Genomic DNA, 17,293 nt, shown 5'->3' on the forward strand with positions numbered 1-17,293 from the left:
TGATCCCGCAGTCGCGACTCTCCCATGATCCGCGTAGCCACTTGATCACAGAGCGATAACAAATTTAGCTATGTAAATTAATTAATCCCATGACTCAGGGGCGAACCGGACAGCCTTTGTCGACCGGCGGTCTCGTGACATCCGCTCACGGCTGGTTATCTGATCACCACGACGGGTGTGTCACGCCCCTGACGCGAAAGAGGCCGTTACATGCGTTCCGTTCCCCGCCGCCGACCGGCACTCCGCACGGTCAGCGCGGCGACCGCAGCCGCGGTTGTGCTGGCCGTCGCCGCCCCCGCCTACGCCACCCCCGCCACACCAGCCTCGCCAACACCCACGCCGCCGAGTGCAGCGGTGACGCTGACCGCCGGGCAGGCCCTCGCGCAGGCGAGATCGACTGGCAAGGCGGTCGCGGTGGACGGGGCGACCACCCCCACCGACACGCTCACGGCCAACCCCAACGGCACCCTGACACTGACCCGATCGGTGTTGCCGACGCGCAAGCGGACCGCCAGCGGAGCATGGGCCACTTTGGACGCGACGCTCAACCGCAACAGTGATGGCTCCATCACGCCTGCGGTCACGACCAGTGCGCTGACGCTGTCCGGCGGCGGCGCCGGCCCGCTGGCCACGATGCAAAACAGGGGCAAGTCCCTGGCCATCTCGCTGCCGATGACCTTGCCCACCCCGACACTGGCCGGCGCGACCGCCACCTACGCCCAGGTACTGCCCGGGGTGGATCTGCAGGTCACCGCCGACACCCAGGGCGGGTTCTCCGAAGTCCTCGCCGTGCACGACGCCACCGCCGCCACCAACCCGGCGCTCAAGACCCTGTCGCTGGCCACCAAGGCCACCGGCGTCAGCGTGTCCGCCGACACGGCCGGCAACATCACCGCCGACGACCACGGCCGCGCAATCTTCACCGCCCCGACGCCGAGGATGTGGGACTCCGCCACGACCACATCACCCACCACCACCCAGCAGGCAGCGACGTCCAGTGCCGCCGGTCCCGGCGGGACCGCCCACACCGCCCCGATCGGCGTCGCCACCACCAGCGGCGCGATCAACCTCACCCCCGACCAGGCCTTCCTGACCGCACCCAACACCGTCTACCCGGTCTACATCGACCCGTCCTGGACCCCGGTCGGCGCGACCAACAACGGCTGGGCCAGCGTGGCACGCAGAGACGGCTACCCCAGCTACGCCGCCACCAAATACTGGGGCCTCACCCCCGCCCCGGACGGCCGCATGCAGGTCGGCTACGAAACCGACGACAACATCACGGCCCGCACGCTGGTCAACTTCCCGATCCCGCTGAACACCCTGTACGGGGCGACCATCAACTCGGCGGTCTTCAACATCACCGAGACCCACTCCTGGTCGTGCACCGCCAGCAGGCTCAACCTGTACGCCCCCGCCGACGTCCTGACCCCCGGCAACGCCACCTGGAACTACTGGGCCAACAGCCTCGGCGGCGTCATCAGCTGGGGCGACCTCGCCTACGGCTACAGCACGTCCTGCCCCGCCCACGGCATCGGTTTCGACGTCACCGGCACCATCAGGAACGCGGTGAACATCTGGAAATCCACCCAGACGTTCGCCCTGGCCGCCGGCAACGAGTCCGACAGCAACGGCTGGAAGAAATTCCTGGCCACCAGCCCCACCCTGTCCATCACTTACAACCACGCCCCCAACACGCCAACCGGGATGACCACCTCCCCGGCCACCGAATGCGGCGCCAATCCACCCTCCCCTGTCGGCGACGGCCAGGTCTCCCTCTACACCCCCGTCTCCGACCCCGACGGCGGCAGCCTCGACGTCACCTACCAGCTGTGGAAGACCTCCGACACCACCAAGGCCAACCTGATCCCGGCCGGCCCGCTCACCTCCTCCTCCGGCACCACCGCCGTGCGCAACGTGCCTGAGGCGACGCTGATGACCAACGCCGACAAGGACGCCAACGGCAAAGCCGTCATCACCGCGTTCTCCTGGCAGGCTGGCGTCAACGATGGCATCGCCCCTCAGGCGTGGTCGGCCACCTGCACCTTCAACTTCGACCCCACCCGCACCGGCGCACCCACCGTTACGCCGCCCGGCAGCACCACGATCGGCACAGCGTTCCTCTACACCATCAAGCCGCCGGCCACCGGCACCCTCCCCGACAGCTACATCTACCAGCTCAACGCCGCGCCACCGCAAACCGTCAACGCCAAGGCCGACGGCAGCGTCGATGTCACCATCACCCCGACCCGGTTCACCAACACGCTGGCCGTCACCAGCCGTTCGGTCGGTAAGAACCTTGGCGACACCGCCACTGTCATCTTCAACTCCAACCCGGCAGCGACCGCCGCCGATCAGGACATGACCGGCGACGGCCACGCCGACCTGCTCACCGTCGGCGCCCAGAACGGCCTGCCCGCCGGCCTGTGGCTCGGCGCCAAGAACACTCCTGGCGTCGGCACTACCGGCGTCAACATCGGCGCCAACGGCAACGGTGTCGCCGGGGACAACTCCCCCGCAGACTTCACCGGCGCCCAGGCCATCACCGGCCACTTCACCGGCAGCGGCCTGCAGGACGTCCTCGTCTACTACCCCACCGGCACCAACGCCGGCGGTGGCATGGTCCTCAACGGCAACGGCGACGGCTCCGTGATCCAGGCCCAGCTCAGCGGCAACGAACACACCCTCAGCGCCGGAGCCCTACTCGACATCAACAACGCCAACCCGCTACAGGTCGCCAACGCCGGCAACGCCGCCGGCCAGAACCTCGCCTACCCCGACCTCATCACCGTCAACGGCGACCCCACCAACGGCTACTACCTCGCCTACTACCCCAACCAAAACGGCACCAACAACTACCAGTTCCCCGTCGCCCTCGACCCAACGACCTACCCCACACCCACCGGCGGCACCGACTGGAACACCTGGACCATCACCACCTGCCAGCACACCGACGGCAGCACCGCCATGTTCCTGTGGAACAAGACCACCGGGGCCCTGTTCCTGTGGAACAAACTCGCCTTCAACCTCAACACCTGGGCCCTGACCTACACCCAGTACAGCCTGTCCAGCACCTGGAACCAGGGTGCCAACCTCGCCCTGCAGGCCGCCGACATCAACGGTGACGGCACTCCCGACCTGTGGACCGTCGGCGCCAACGGCGCCACCACCGCCCACCTGGTCAGCGGCCTGACCGGCACCACCGCCACCATCACCGCCCATACCCCGCAGACACTCATCACCTCCGACCACACCTGGCCGCTGTCCGGCGCCTACGACAGCACCACCAACAAGGTCATCACCTCCGGCCCCATCACCACCGCCACCGACACCACCGGCGGCAGCAACCTCGCCCGCCCGAGCAACTCCGGCAACGCCAACTGGCACACCGGCGACCTCTACAGCCCCGACGCCCAGCTCAACATCGACTCCACCGGCGCTATCGACGCCGCCCCCACCGGCATGCTCGTCGGATCCGGCCCCAACGGGAAAGCAATCATCGACACCAACAACTCGTTTACCGTCTCGGCATGGGTCAAACCCATCAACGAGGCCGGCGTCATCGCCTCCGAAGACGGCGCCCACTCCGCCCGCTTCATCCTCTGGGGTAACAACCCCGACAAGACCTGGCGCTTTGCCCTGGCCACCTCCGACACCACCAGCTGGGCCTACAACGGGATCGCCGCCTCGGCCGGAAGCATCCAACTCGGTGTGTGGACCCACCTGCAGGCTGTCTACGACGCCCCCGCTGGCGTCATGTACCTGTACGTCAACGACACCCTGGCGGCCACCGGCAAACACACCACCACCGTCACCTGGCCTGCCACCGGCAACATCGTCCTCGGCAGCTACCTCTACAACGACACCCACCAGCAGTACTACGCCGGCCAGATCAGCAACGTCCAAACCTGGAACAGCGCTCTCAAACCCGACGTACTCACCACGGTCAGCCTGCTCGCCAACGCCAACAGCAAGTACGTCACCGCCGACGGCGCCGGCGACTACCCACTCATCGCCAACCGCACCACCAGCGGCCCCTGGGAACAGTTCGACGAGGTCGACACCGGAGACGGCTACATCGCGCTGCGCGCCCACGCCAACGGCAAGTACGTCACCGCCGACAACGCCGGAACCCAGCCACTCATCGCCAACCGCACCGCCATCGGCGCCTGGGAAAAGTTCAAAATCATCAACAACAGCGACGGCAGTATCAGTCTGCTGGCCAATGCCAACGGCCAGTACGTCACCGCCGAAAGCGGTGGCGGCTCCCCACTGATCGCCAACCGAACCACCATCGGCCCCTGGGAAAAGTTCTTCATCAGGTAACTGACCCACCACCAACGCATCGGCGCCCGTCGAGTCACTGACCTTCTGACGGCAACGGCTCGACGGGCACCGGTGTGCGGTAAGGACTCAGCCGCAGCGTCCTGCCCACCGTTCAGCAGGTAGCAGGTAGTTTGTGCGACCGGCCCTCAGAACCGGACGTGCACATCTCCGTACATGGGGCGGCATAGTCACGCGGAAAGCTGATGGACGTCCCGCCGGGCTAATGCCCAGCGCCACGTGAACTGCACGGCCAGAGTCGCCGAGAGTGCACCACCGAACGCAGTGGCGACGCCAACGGATTCAACGAGAACGGCCACGAGGAAGCAGAACACGGAGAAGCCGAGCAGACCACGGGGAACTCCCCGCAATGTTCGCACCGCGCCTGCGGTCCCCTGCTGCGCCAAGGCGAATGCTGCAACCACACTTATCGCCGTCGGGAAGGGCGCCAGCACGCCGGTCAAGTTCGGGCCGAGAGCGCCGGCCGCTCCGGTTACCACCGCCACGAGCGCCGCCGTCGCAACGGCCCGGCCAGGCAGATCCCACCAAGGCCAGGCCAGTTGCCCGCCAGATGTTGCAGGCAGCACCTCCTCGTGCCGCTGCGGTGCAGGCAAAGCCGCCATCGCAGCCCATGCCGCCATCAGCACCACTACAAGGCCCCACGCTGCGGACAGCGTGAATCGAGATAGGGCGACATCAGCGCCAAGGGTCACGCCCCACGAGACCAACAGCGAGCCAACCCAGCCATACACTCGCGAGCACCAGGCGAATGTCACGACGAACGCCGCGAGTGACACCAGCCCGAGTAGGGCGGCCGACGCAGCCCGCGCCCCGAAACGCGCGCCATGCTCCAAGCATGTGATCAGCAGAATCGGTCCTGCCACAACGGGCAGCGCCACCAACATTCCGGTCACATGCGCGCCCCATCGCCTGCCCGCAAGCGACGAGCCAACGACCAGTATCGGAGCCAGCAGCAGCTTCAATAGCAGCAGCATCACCGACGTAGCCTAGTTCTGCCGCATTTGGCCTGTAAATCGAACGGTGTAACTCCCGATCAAGTATTAGCACCTGACGGCTGACATAAAATATGACGAGGGTCGACCTTAACCGACGACCAAATTGTTGCGCAGCTGGTCTGCAGGGGCCGCAGGGCGCCCGCTCACCGACCTACTCGCACGCCGACCGGGCGTCAGCCCGGGGACTATCTCGCGAACGGCTCTGGCACATATCCCGTGGTCACGCGGCGTCGCCTATGCAAGCAGGATGCGCTGGCGGAGGAGTGCGAAGCCCGCACAGCCGTACATCTGCCTTTTCAGCAGCTTGACCTTCGTGTTCGCGCGCCCTCGATCGGCCCGTTGCTGTAGGGCAGGGGCAGGCCGGCGATCACGGCGGGTAGATCCTTGCGCAGGCCGCGGGCGAAGCTGTGCAGGGCGGGCAGGTCGTCGGCGTCAACGGCGGCAAGCCAGGCGTCGAGATCCTGTCCGCGACGCTCCGTCAGCAGTCTGGCGAAGTCGCGGACCGGTCGGACAGCACCGCTAGGTGGGAGCATGCGGCGAGCAGTTCGTGCAGGTGGTTACGGTGCGGGGCGGGTAGCCGGTCGGGCCGGGTCATGATCCACGAGGTGAGCCGGCGTGGCGCGGGTGGTGTGCGCGGGGCGTCCGCGCGACCCTGGTTGAGGTAGCGCACGAGCAGGTTGGCGCTGCCGGTGTAGCCGAGGCCGCGGATCTCGTCCAGCAGGCGGGTCACCGGCACGTCGGGTTGTTCGGCGCGGCGGCGGCGCAGATGCTTACGATAGGGATCGACCAGCGTGACCCGGTACTTCGGCGGCTGCAGCAGTTGCGCTCATGCCGGTGCGCGCGCTGCACCCGACCGTCGACGCAGCGGTAAGGACGCAACCCGCCAAATTCGAGCACAAACGCTGTAAACGCTGGGCCGACCCGCAGGTAGGCGCCTGCGGACGAGGCCGCGATACAGTGAATTGATCTTCAGGCTCGTACGCATAGGGACTGCAGCAGTGACGACCGACGTGACGACCGAACTGGCCGAGGCGATCCAGCGCGGCTACGACCAACGCGACCGGGCGAACATGGCGCCGACGATCGCTTACTTCCAGGCGCTGCTCGCCGAACACCCTGACCACCCCGTCCTCGTGTACGAGGTGGGTGGCGCCTACGACACCGCAGGCCAGGAGGAGACCGCCCGCGGCTACTACGAGCGAGCGCTCGCCCTCGGCCTCGACGGCGACGTCCTGCGTCGGTGCCTGTGCCAGTACGCCAGCACCCTGCGGTGGCTGGGCGAGCTGGACGAGTCGCTGGCGGTGCTCGACCGCGCAAGCAGGGAGTTCCCCGACTCCGACTCCGTACGCGTCTTCCGCGCCCTGACTCTCAACGACGCCCAGCGGCCAGACGAGGCGGTGGCCGAGTTGCTCACCGTCGTCACCGGGCACGCGGAGGTCACCGACCTCGGGCGGTGGGCGGTCGGGCTGCGCGGCCACGCCCAGTGGCTCGCCGACGGCCGGCCCGAATAGGAAGCATCGGGCGAGACGTTGTTCGCCGGCCCCGCTGCTCTCATTCCGCTCCCGTGATGTCTACCCATTCGGGTGCGGCACATCGCGACGCGGACGGCGCCGAGCTGCTGCGCGACGCCGAGCGCCGCCGGATCTCCGCCGCCATACGGCGGCCCCGCGCTTTCAGGCTCGCCGACGTTCTCCGTGGACGGGCAACGGGGCGCCCCACGAAAACGGTCGGGGCACCCCCTCAGCCATCAGCCCTCGATGTCGCGTGGATCGCGGCTGCGTGGGTAGGTGTTCTTCTCCCCGATCGTGCCGTCCTCTTTCTTGATCACATGCTCGACGCCGCGGTCGATGGCCATCTCGCGACCTCGACCCTGCGCGTCGGCCTTGGTGTCGTGGGTGCTGCTCGCGCGCTGATTGCCTTCCGGGCGGTTCTTCCACTGCCCGTCCTCGTGATACGTCTCGACGTCTCCCGCCGGCATCTTCCGACTCCTCTGCTAGACGCTGTTCGCTACATCGATAACTGCCCCAGTCGCAACCGTTGTCAAACATCACCGCTCGAGCGGAAACCCCATCCGTCCGCTGTGGACGAAGACCGGCTGGTGCGCCTCCCCCGCTTCGCGCTACGAGACGGACGACCACCCGTAAAGCTTCCAAGGATATTGATGTAGAGAGTCGGCGGCACGCGTCTCAGGTCGGTGTCCGCACCGAGGACGCCCGCTACCACCCGAGGCTCCGGCGATCTCGGTGCGCATGTCGTACGTCAGCCCGACAGAGAGGCATTCCCGCTACAGGAGACGGTGCTTGTCTGCTACCGCACGCTTCCGGACCTCGCGGCAGAATGCCTCGTCGATCAGCTCCTCCAGGCCGTCATCGTCGCCGGCATCGTCGAGATCCGCGTATTCGCCGTAGAGCAGCCGACAGCCCTGGACGCCAGTGAGCAGGTCTTCCAGGAGGTCCCGCGCGGGACGGCGTGGGTCGAGTGGGGTGAGCCTGACCGTGGCAACGTACTCGGCCGCATCCAGACCGTCAGCCGCATGCTCCCCAACGAGCCGGTCAACTTTGTCGATGGCATCGCGGAGACGGCCCAGGTCCGGCACTTCACCCTCCGCCACCAGCATCGCCTCACGGATGAGCAAGCTCACCGCGTCATACGGACGGACGCCGCTGTCCAGCAGCTCGAGGACGACGGTCGGGGTCTCGTGTGGCAGGGCCTCGATATTGTCCGCTTCGGTCAGAACCTCCGTCACGGCGATCCCGGAGGCCTCCGACACCACGCCGGCGGCGGCTCGCAGCCAGTGGGCGGCCGCCACCGCGGCAGCCGCCGGGTCGAAGTCGAGGAACAATCGGTCCCAGGCCAGAGGGTTCTCGGACAGGACCCCATCGGCTTCGGCGACCTGCGTGGGAGAGGGGGCGGCCCGCGTCAGCTCGACGGCTTGCCGCGCCCGGTCAGACAGGTCTCCCCGTTCGGCCTGCCCGACCGCCGCGATCTCAGCCTCGAGGTCGGCCGCCACCGCCGCGGTCAGCGTTTCGTCGGTCATCACGTGCAGTGCGCGGCCCACCCGGTGCGCGCACTCCTCTACCGGGTCGTAGGAAACAGTCAGCGTGCCGTGCTCGTCGGGCAGGTTCGGCCTACGCACGCTATTCACCACGGCGGCGAACGAATCACGCTGCTGCTGCCTGCGCCACCCGTCGCTGTTGATCTCCAAGGTCGGCGAGGCTGACGCCGGATGCGTGTAGCAGCGCCACAGCTGCCCCGACAGAGCCGTCAACGCCGCTGCCAAGACCAACCGCTGTTGACTGGTCGACGCTACCGGCAATGCCGCCACGGTGGTCGAGACGTCGCCGTACCCAGTGCTCCAACTGGCGGCCAGTTCGCCGCGTGCCTCGTCGATCGCGTAGCGCGTCACGCTTCACTCCCGTGCTCTCATCTCACACGGTACCGAAGCCAACTTCTCGGGAACGCGGCACGATCGCCAACGGCCGACGCACTCACACGCCAGATCTACTTGCTCCCCGTGACCGGCACGCCTGAATGGAACGGTCGGCGACCTGAACTCATGCCCTCGTCAGGCACGCCGAGGCCGGGTTGCAGACCATCGGCGGCGCTGCTGCGCCGTTGACGCTGCCGGGCTCTGTCCCACGATCGCCGTCGACGTCATATTCGGTCGGCGACGCAGCCGTCTGGGCTTCGACGGGCAGGCGAGTGGCGCCGCCACTTCGTCCAGCCGGCCACCTGGAGGTCGGTCCGGCCGCGGATGGGGCTCAGGCGTCAGGCGGCACCAGCCCGCCCCCGCGCGCCTGCTCGTGGACGCTGGTCTGGACCTCGCTCATGTGCTGGTCATACGCCGCGAAGATCGCGCCGGTGTCCCAGCTGGGGGTGACCCACTCCCCGCATGAGCAGACCCCGAACTGCAGCCGACGCCCAGTGCTGGCGGACGCGTCGGGATCGTGGTGAAGCGCGAGCCGGTGCGAGCGCCGGTCCACGAGCGGATCGTCCATGTAGCAGGGCAGCTCGTCGGCGGATTCCTCCTCAGGAATCTGCCGCAGAGCGCGCAGCCGCGCCCGGACCGCGGCCAGGTTCGCCGTGCGGACACGATCGACGGCAGCGGCGCGTTGCGGGTCGGCAAGCGTAGCCGGGCCACGCTGGTGCAGCTCGCAACCGGGGCAGACCACCTCGTCGGCGGCCGCCGGCACGGCGAGGCTCAACCGGCAGCGGGCACAGACGCGGGCGGCCTCCCGGGCAACGATCGCGGCGGCAGTCGTGACGGAGTCCGCACCGCAGACGCCGCACGTCATCTCGACCACGTGGTCGGGGCTGATGCCGCCGACGTCGCCGGGGGCGTACACCAGACCGAGCGGGACGGCGAGCACCGCACAGCACGGGCACCTCAGGTAGACGGTCGTGGTGTCGGGAAGCCCGCCATCGCCGATCGCGTACGGTGCCCGGTTCGCCGCGCCCATCCCTGTTCCCTCCGAGTCTCACCAGACCAGGAGCATCTGGCTGGCGGCCGAACCTACTCCGCGGGTGCGACAAGAACCGCGGTCAGTCCGTACGCGCTTCAGGCCCGCGACCCCCTGAACTAGCAGGTCCTCGGTTCACGTCTACGCACGTCGCGCTACTGCTGGCCGAATGGCTCATCGCTCCAGTGAAACCATGCCTCGCCCCCGCCGATATGCACGTAGGAACCCGGCAACCCGACCGGACGGGCCACCAACGCCATCGTCTCGGCGATGCGGTCGTCCGCCGTCTCCCACGCCTCGGCGTCGCCCGTGCCGTCGTCGTCCGCGATCATCTCCGAGAGCGCGAGCTCGTCGGCGAACAACGACTCGACCTCGGCAACCCGGCCCGCGCAGCGAAGTCCCCGCTCAACCACGGGAAATCCGCGCCGGTGACCGTGATCTCACCCAGCACCTCGTCGCCCCGACACAGCTGCCACATCTCGCCAGTCCTGCCCACGCCCCGTTCACCACCCTCACGATCACAACGCCGCCTGCTCACCTGTGGGTGCCAGATAGTCGGTCACATCAGGCGGACTGCGAGTATTCACCGATCAGGCCGCCAAGACGATCTCGCCGTACTAGCCGCCCACCGCTAGTGGCCACTGGAACTGAAGCGGGTCCAAGCGGCGGACTTTGCCCCAGCAAGCGGTGTGGACGGTGCGCTTGTGATGATCGACGTACTCGATCAGCACCGACTGCAGATGGCGACGCCCAACGACGGGCATCCGGTCGAGCAGCTCACCACGTACGATCCCGACCCAGCGCAACTCGATGTCCTCGGCGGCCGAATCTCGGGCCAGCAACACCGCCCACTTCATCAACCGCGAGAACGCCAGGTAGATCAGTCGGAGCGCCACCCGCCGATCATCTCGTCCGGGACCAAGCCACGAAACCACAGCTCAACCACAACGGACGGCTTCCTGGCACTCACAGGCTCCCTACTCCTCAGGTACCTGTCTTGATGGCCGACAGTAGGTCGGTCGTCCACGTGATGTCCGCATCGCTGCCGACGGGAAAACGTCCGTTACCACGACACTCTGTACGAAGGGGCCACCTTGATGGCAGCGTCACTAGCGTCCAGCCACGACCACGGTCCCGCCCGCAAGCCGGGCAGTCGCTGGTTTGGTGGTCGGGGCTCCGATGCCAAGGACGCCGCGGACGCCGCTCTCGCGGAGTCGCGAGCCAACACATCCGCGGTGACGGCTGTGGTCCGGGCGCTCGGCACGGCCACCTCCTCCGAGCAGGTGGTGCAGGCGGGGTTGGATGCCGTGCGGGACTGCTTCGGCTGGGTGTACGGCTCGTACTGGCGCGTCGATCCGGAGGTCAACGTCCTGCGGTTCGCGGTGGAGTCCGGCGACGCGGGCCGGGAGTTCCGGCAGGTCACCCTGAGCGCGACGTTCGGCGAGGGTGTGGGCCTGTCCGGGCGCGCATGGCGCAATCGGGACCTGGTTTACGTACGTGATCTCGGTGAGCTGACCGACTGCGTACGAGCGCCGGTTGCGCGTAAGACCGGCGTGCAGAGCGGAGTGTGCTTCCCGCTGCTGGAGGCCGGCAAGGTGGTCGCCACGATGGACTTCTTCGCCACCGAGACCCGGGAGCTATCCGAGCAGCGGATGGAGACGCTGCGCAGCATTGGACTGGTCGTGTCACAGGCCCTAGAAAGGGTGAAGCAGGCCGAGCGGCAGCAGGCCGTCGCTGCGGACATCGCCGCGGTCAACAGCGTGCTGCGTGGCCTGTTCACGGCGACCACGCGGGAGGACGCGATCCGGCAGGCGCTGGAGACCATCCGGCGGGAGTTCGGCTGGGAGTACGGCTCATTCTGGGCGGTCGACCCTGCCGCAGGCGTGCTGAGCTTCGTGTTGGAATCCGGTAGCGCCGGCGAGGAGTTCCGCCGAGTCACCCACTCGGCCACGTTCGCCGAGGGCGTCGGGCTCGCTGGCCGGACCTGGAAGGCCCGCGACATGGTCTTCGTCGCCGACCTGGGCGAGGTGACCGACTGCGTCCGCGCCCCGGCTGCCCGGCGGGCCGGTGTCCGGTCCGGGGTCTGCCTGCCGCTGATTCTGCACGATCAGGTCGTCGGCACCATGGACTTCTTCGCCACCGAAACGCTGACGCTGTCCGACAGCCGCACCGACGCGCTGCGCAACACCGACTTCCTGGTCTCTCAGGCGCTGCAACGCACCGATGAGAGCAACCGGCTCGTCTCCGCCGGTACCGAACTGGTCGCCTCCATCGAGGAGGTCGAGCGCAATGTGGCACAGGCGACCACCGTCGCCGGCCAGGCGAATGCGCTGGCCGGCGAGGCCAACCAGGTCGTCGCCCGACTCTCGGAGTCCAGCGCCAAGATCGGTGACGTGGTGAAGGTCATCACCGGTATCGCCGAACAGACCAATCTGTTGGCGCTCAACGCGACCATCGAGGCCGCCCGTGCTGGTGAGGCCGGCAAGGGATTCGCCGTGGTGGCTAGCGAGGTCAAGGAACTCGCCCAAGGCACGGCACGTGCGACCGGCGACGTCGCTGAACTGATCACCGTTATCCAGAACGACGCCGGTAACGTGGTGCAGGCGCTCGCCTCGATCAGCGAGATCGTCGAACGCATCAACGAGACCCAGACCATGATCAGTGGCGTGCTGACCGAACAGTCCGCCGTCACCCGTGACATTGTCGGCACCCGTTAGGAAACCGGGCTACCGACGATCTCCACTGTGGTCTCGTCAGCCCAGCTCCGGGGCCGTCCGTCGCCATCCGAGTAGCCACGTTGCCGCTTCTCACGATCGCAACGCCGCCTGCTCACCACTGCCCTACTCGCGCGCCGATCCGCACGCCGGCCTCGTCGGCCGCATCGGCAACAGCGGCCGACTGGCCAGTTTTCCTTCCTGGCTAGGGCTTCTTCAATCTCGGCTATCCACCTCGGTGACAAGGGCCGCACCGCGTAAAGCATCCTAGGATGAAGGGGCCATCCACTTCCGACGTCTCCGTCGACCTTGGGTGTCCGTCTTGCTAATCTCGCGTCGGCGCGAAGCCGGTCACCTTTAGCAGGGCCGAGACGGGCACCAGGTAGCGCCTCCCCACATGCAATACCTCGACCGAAAACTGCCCGGTTCGTGCCAACTCGTACGCCTTGCTGCGTCCGATACACAGCACCGAAGCGGCAGTCACGAGGTCGGTGACGGTACCCAATTCCCTCACCGCCTCCACGGTCCAAACACGCCTCGCCGTACGGCGTCCACTAGACAACCTGACGGCGCAGCCGGACCAGCTCGGCTCGTTCGTCACTGCTCAACCCGGCCGCCGCCGGGCCGCCGGTACGTTCGGCGCGTAGCTCGTCGACCCAGTTGCGCAGCGTCTCGTGGTTGACGCCCAGCTCGCGCCCCACGTCACGGATCGTGCGACCGGAGTCCAGCACCAGCGCCGCGGCCTGGCGCCGGGACTCCTCGGGGTACTTGCCCTGTCGAGCCAACTCGATTCCTCCTCCTCGGCAGAATGCCAAGTCAGGAGGCGTCCGATCTCAGGGGGTCACTTCAGTCCACCCGGAAGATTGCACCCAAGGCTCCAGGCCCGCCGCGACGCGCCGACACCCGTCGGCCTACGCACGACAGGGGCCACCGCACCGGTTCGCAGGCACGGTGGTGTCCACATTGGTCAGATCCCGGTCTCAAGCATTGCCCGCCGCCCATGTCAAGCCTCGCCGGTCACGTGAATCGATCGTCTCGGATGTCGGACGGAGAGCAAGAAGTACCACTCGCTCTAGGTGATCGGATCCCTCCAATCCCGTAACGACGACGGTGGGCCGGCACCACACCCTCCGCACGTCACAGGAGCGCCCTACGGCTCCCTCCATTCATCAGCATTCATCTATGTAACCAAATGGAATCAATCGACGTCTGTCTGTGATTCTTGTCTCACTCGACATCTGTCTGGCCCGTTATTCAAACTGCGACAAGTGATCGAGATCGCCGGCGAATCGACCGAGCCAGGACAAAGCCGTTGTGCGGCCTGCGCAACGGGCTCCGCAGCTCATTCGGGCGACCGCCGCGACCAGCAGGACCCGACCAGGGACGACATCTCCGACTCCGATGCAGGTAAGGAGCACGGCGCGAATGGAGGTACGACCGGTTGGGCCAGCGAAGAGAGGGCAGAGTTATGAGTGACTTGTCCCTTGCCGACCTTTTGAGTGGCCAATTGGCGCGCTTGTGCGACGTCGCCCGGATTGATCCGCGCGCCCCCCTGGACCTACTGGGAGACCTTCTCGGATCCGCTGGCTCGCGTCCGTTGTCGGAACCGCCGGCGTGGCCGTCCGACATCGCAGACGATCACACTCCCGTGGAGTTCTCGATCGCCTTCAACGAGAACGAGCCTCCCACGCTGCGGATCCTGGCTGAGTCGTTGGGGTCACCACCGGGCGCCTTGACGAACCTGGCCGCCGCCCACCGGTTCCTCGACGCGCAAGCCCACCGGTACGGCCTGTCGGCCTCCCGGCTGGAGCAGATACAAGATCTGTTCGCCACCGAAGACCCGCGGGGCAGGTTCGCGCTCTGGCATTCGCTGGTGTTCCGCAACGGCCGGCGGCCCGAGTTCAAAATCTATTTCAACCCTGAGCTCAAGGGAGTCGAGCGAGCGCCGGATCTGGTGGCCGAAGCGCTGCACCGGCTCGGGCTGGGCGCGTCGTACCAGAGGATGCTGGACCACGGCGTCCGTCCCGGTGAGCTGGGCCGGGCAGATCGGCTGTCGTTCTTCGCGCTGGACCTGCATGACGGACCGCACGCTCGCATCAAGCTTTACCTGAGCCATCACGGTGCCGGAGTACGAGACCTGGTCCGGGCAGCCGGAGTGGTCGACGGCGTCGACGTGGCGGAACTCGCCGAGTTCTGTGAGACGGCCGGTGGCGGTCCAGGTCCCTTCCAAGGCCGGCCCCTCGTGAGCAGCTACACCTTCACGGGCGGAGCTGACAGACCCGTCGGGTACAGCGCTTACGTGCCGATCCGCAGCTACGTCAGCGATGACGAGGAGGCCCGTGACCGGGTGGTGTCGTTGTTGAACCGGTACGGATTCGACAGCGCGGAGCTCGATCGTGCGATCACCGCGGTGTCACCACGGTCGCTCCGTGACGGCGTCGGGCTCATCGCGCACGTCTCACTACGACTAGGCCCACCCCGGCCGGGTGTGACGGTGTACCTGTCCGCTGAGGCGTACCGGGTTAATGCGCCGGGTCCACGGCAGGTGCCGGTACTTCGTAATCTTGCGAAGCGCCCCGCCGGTCGCTCCGCGGCCTGACACCTCAGAGTTTCCCGACGGTTCGGAATTCAAGGAGCGAGCTGTGCAGATGGACCCGCGCACGATACTGCCGCCGTATCGGATCAAGGTCGTCGAACCGATCCCCTTTCTCAGCGCCGAGGAACGTCAGCGCGCCCTTGCAGAAGCTGGATACAACCCGTTCAACCTGCGCGCGGACCAGATCACCATCGACCTGCTGTCCGACTCGGGTACCGGTGCCACGTCGGCTGCACAGGAAGCCGCCGCCGCGCTTGGCGACGAGTCCTACGCGGGCGCGCGATCGTGGTTCCGGTTCCGCGACGAGGTTGTCGACCTCACCGGCTATCCGCACATCCTGCCCGTCCACCAGGGCCGGGCAGGCGAGCGCATCCTCTTCACCAGCCTCCTGAAGCCGGGCCAGATCTGCATCAGCAACACCCATTTTGACACCACCCATGCCAACGTCGAACTGGCTGGCGCCGAGCCGCGGGACCTTCCGTGCCCCGAGGCGGCTGACCTCGACAGCGTGGAACCGTTCAAGGGCAATATCGACCTGGATGCGCTGGAGCGCACCCTGACCGGGCCCGAGGGTCACCGGGTCGGGCTGGTCCTGATGACCATTACCAACAACGGGCTCGGTGCGCAGCCGGTGTCCATGGCCAACCTCGAGGCTGTCCGGGAGCTGTGCCGGCGACACCACGTGCCGTTCTTCCTGGACGCGGCGCGTTTCGCCGAGAATGCCTGGCTGGTCAGCCAACGGGAGTCCGCCTATAGCGACTGGACGCCTCGGCAGATCGCCACCCGCGCGTTCCAGCTGGCCGACGGGTGCCTGGTGAGTCTCAAGAAAGACGGTCTGTCGGCCATCGGAGGATTCATCGGGCTGCGCGACGACGACCTCCACGCCGTGTGCGAGGCGAATCTCATTGCGAGTGAAGGGTTCTCCACCTACGGCGGGCTGGCCGGCCACGACCTCGAACGACTCGCTCAAGGGATCCGCGAGGTGGTCGATCCCGCATACCTGAGGGCCCGTGCCGCATCGACGGCCCGACTGGCCCGGCTGATCAACGACGCCGGCGTGGCCACCGTCCAGCCTGCCGGCATCCACGGCCTATATCTCAATGCCGCCAGGCTGCTGCCCCACCTCTCCCCGCGTGACTTCCCGGGGCACTCCCTGGGCTGTCAGCTGTATCTCGACGGTGGCATCCGCTGTGCGGAAGTAGGCTCGCTCTACCTGGGTACCGTGGACGACCAGCACCAGCTGGTGACCCCCGCTCCCTTCGAACTCGTCCGGTTGGCGATCCCGCGCCGGGTATACACCGACACCCACCTGGAGTACGTGGCCGCGGTTCTCGCCGACATCGCCAAGGACCCCGAGCGGGTCCGCGGCTACCGGATCGTCTCAGCGCCGCGCCTGCTTCGCCCCTTCAAAGTCATCCTGGAGCCGGTGACGGCGACGGAGGGAGCCGCGGCCACCGACGCATAGACGTTCCGTCTCCGCAGTCACTCGACTGAGCCGTTCCGCACAACTGCCGGCGACACTGCGCGGTGCGGTCATGACCTGTGACCAGTGATCGTCGCCGGCCTCCCGGCGCCGACTCCAACGTCGACGCCCGGGCGGCCTGGCGCCTCACGCGCACCCTGTCAACTCCCGACAGGCAGGCGTGTCAACGCGTGCCGGACCAGGCCGATCAGAGCCTGTTTGCTCGACGACCGGTCCCGGGCATCGCACCACACGAGCGGAACCGACGGACCCAACTCCAAGGCTGAACGGATCTCTTCTTCGCTGTACGGGCAATCGCCGAAGAACCGGTTGACGGCAGCGACGAACGGGATGCCCCGCCGCTCGAAATAGTCGACTGCTGGGAAGCTGGCCTCCAGCCGTCGGGTGTCGATGAGCACGATAGCACCGACAGCCCCTCGGGCGAGCTCGTCCCAGATGAACCAAAATCGGTCCTGCCCCGGAGTTCCGAAGAGATAAAGCACGGTGTCGGGAGTAATAGTGATCCGCCCGAAGTCCAGAGCGACCGTCGTGCTCGTCTTGCTTTCCACGCCCGTGACGTCGTCCACCCCGACGCTGGCCCGCGTCAGGACTTCTTCCGTGGTCAATGGCGGAATTTCGCTGACCGAGCCGACCAAGGTGGTCTTGCCGGCGCCGAACCCGCCCGCCACAACGACCTTGACCGATTTACGATCCACCTTTAT

The 17,293-nt window shown here is 67.1% G+C and carries 14 protein-coding genes; 5 read left to right on the forward strand and 9 right to left on the reverse strand.

All coding sequences use genetic code 11. The annotated features are described in order from the left end of the window. The first annotated feature begins 210 nt into the window (after nucleotides 1–210). The gene (locus Pme01_RS10610) at nucleotides 211–4,326 is read left to right on the forward strand and encodes a LamG-like jellyroll fold domain-containing protein (RefSeq protein WP_168114534.1); all 4,116 of its coding nucleotides are present in this window, start codon (nucleotides 211–213) and stop codon (nucleotides 4,324–4,326) included. A gap of 188 nt (nucleotides 4,327–4,514) precedes the next feature. Here Pme01_RS10610 and Pme01_RS10615 read toward each other — a convergent pair whose 3' ends face one another. After that, complete coding sequence (locus Pme01_RS10615) at nucleotides 4,515–5,321, reverse strand: hypothetical protein (RefSeq protein ID WP_203935531.1); 807 nt, start codon at nucleotides 5,319–5,321, stop codon at nucleotides 4,515–4,517. 496 nt (nucleotides 5,322–5,817) lie between these two features. Beyond that, nucleotides 5,818–6,075 carry a hypothetical protein gene (locus tag Pme01_RS10620; RefSeq protein WP_168114535.1) on the reverse strand — a complete coding sequence of 86 codons (258 nt, stop codon included), beginning with the start codon at nucleotides 6,073–6,075 and terminating at the stop codon, nucleotides 5,818–5,820. A gap of 262 nt (nucleotides 6,076–6,337) precedes the next feature. Here Pme01_RS10620 and Pme01_RS10625 point away from each other — a divergent pair, with 262 nt between their 5' ends. Continuing rightward, nucleotides 6,338–6,850 (forward strand): tetratricopeptide repeat protein, encoded by a 513-nt coding sequence (locus Pme01_RS10625; RefSeq protein WP_203935532.1) that lies wholly within the window; start codon nucleotides 6,338–6,340, stop codon nucleotides 6,848–6,850. 236 nt (nucleotides 6,851–7,086) lie between these two features. On the opposite strand, the gene Pme01_RS10630 is transcribed toward Pme01_RS10625, so the two are convergent. The 5 genes from Pme01_RS10630 to Pme01_RS10650 form a co-directional block, all read right to left on the reverse strand. Beyond that, nucleotides 7,087–7,317, reverse strand: coding sequence for a DUF2188 domain-containing protein (locus tag Pme01_RS10630; RefSeq protein ID WP_168114536.1), 231 nt, complete (start codon nucleotides 7,315–7,317; stop codon nucleotides 7,087–7,089). A gap of 306 nt (nucleotides 7,318–7,623) precedes the next feature. Further along, complete coding sequence (locus Pme01_RS10635) at nucleotides 7,624–8,745, reverse strand: hypothetical protein (protein ID WP_203935533.1); 1,122 nt, start codon at nucleotides 8,743–8,745, stop codon at nucleotides 7,624–7,626. 355 nt (nucleotides 8,746–9,100) lie between these two features. Then, nucleotides 9,101–9,799, reverse strand: coding sequence for a hypothetical protein (locus tag Pme01_RS10640; protein ID WP_168114537.1), 699 nt, complete (start codon nucleotides 9,797–9,799; stop codon nucleotides 9,101–9,103). Nucleotides 9,800–9,954: 155 nt separating this feature from the next. Further along, complete coding sequence (locus tag Pme01_RS10645) at nucleotides 9,955–10,212, reverse strand: hypothetical protein (protein WP_168114538.1); 258 nt, start codon at nucleotides 10,210–10,212, stop codon at nucleotides 9,955–9,957. Nucleotides 10,213–10,416: 204 nt separating this feature from the next. After that, nucleotides 10,417–10,695, reverse strand: coding sequence for a hypothetical protein (locus Pme01_RS10650; protein ID WP_168114539.1), 279 nt, complete (start codon nucleotides 10,693–10,695; stop codon nucleotides 10,417–10,419). A gap of 201 nt (nucleotides 10,696–10,896) precedes the next feature. On the opposite strand from Pme01_RS10650, the gene Pme01_RS10655 reads away from it, so the two are divergent. Beyond that, nucleotides 10,897–12,516 (forward strand): GAF domain-containing protein, encoded by a 1,620-nt coding sequence (locus Pme01_RS10655; protein WP_168114540.1) that lies wholly within the window; start codon nucleotides 10,897–10,899, stop codon nucleotides 12,514–12,516. A 551-nt stretch (nucleotides 12,517–13,067) separates the two neighbouring features. Here the strand turns inward: Pme01_RS10655 and Pme01_RS10660 are convergent. Next, the gene (locus Pme01_RS10660) at nucleotides 13,068–13,298 is read right to left on the reverse strand and encodes a transposase (protein ID WP_168114541.1); all 231 of its coding nucleotides are present in this window, start codon (nucleotides 13,296–13,298) and stop codon (nucleotides 13,068–13,070) included. A gap of 683 nt (nucleotides 13,299–13,981) precedes the next feature. Between Pme01_RS10660 and Pme01_RS10665 the strand changes: the two genes are divergently transcribed. Together Pme01_RS10665 and Pme01_RS10670 are read left to right on the forward strand one after the other, a co-directional pair. Then, the gene (locus Pme01_RS10665; RefSeq protein WP_168114542.1) at nucleotides 13,982–15,112 is read left to right on the forward strand and encodes a tryptophan dimethylallyltransferase family protein; all 1,131 of its coding nucleotides are present in this window, start codon (nucleotides 13,982–13,984) and stop codon (nucleotides 15,110–15,112) included. 49 nt (nucleotides 15,113–15,161) lie between these two features. Beyond that, on the forward strand, nucleotides 15,162–16,574 hold the full coding sequence (locus tag Pme01_RS10670) for a tryptophanase (protein ID WP_168114643.1): 1,413 nt from the start codon (nucleotides 15,162–15,164) through the stop codon (nucleotides 16,572–16,574). Nucleotides 16,575–16,732: 158 nt separating this feature from the next. On the opposite strand, the gene Pme01_RS10675 is transcribed toward Pme01_RS10670, so the two are convergent. Then, nucleotides 16,733–17,287: a GTP-binding protein gene (locus tag Pme01_RS10675; protein WP_308441046.1), complete on the reverse strand. Its 555-nt coding sequence runs from the start codon at nucleotides 17,285–17,287 to the stop codon at nucleotides 16,733–16,735. Between the last annotated feature and the right edge of the window lie 6 nt (nucleotides 17,288–17,293).

The sequence above is a fragment of the Planosporangium mesophilum genome (assembly GCF_016863255.1).
In the GTDB taxonomy this organism is placed as follows: domain Bacteria; phylum Actinomycetota; class Actinomycetes; order Mycobacteriales; family Micromonosporaceae; genus Planosporangium; species Planosporangium mesophilum.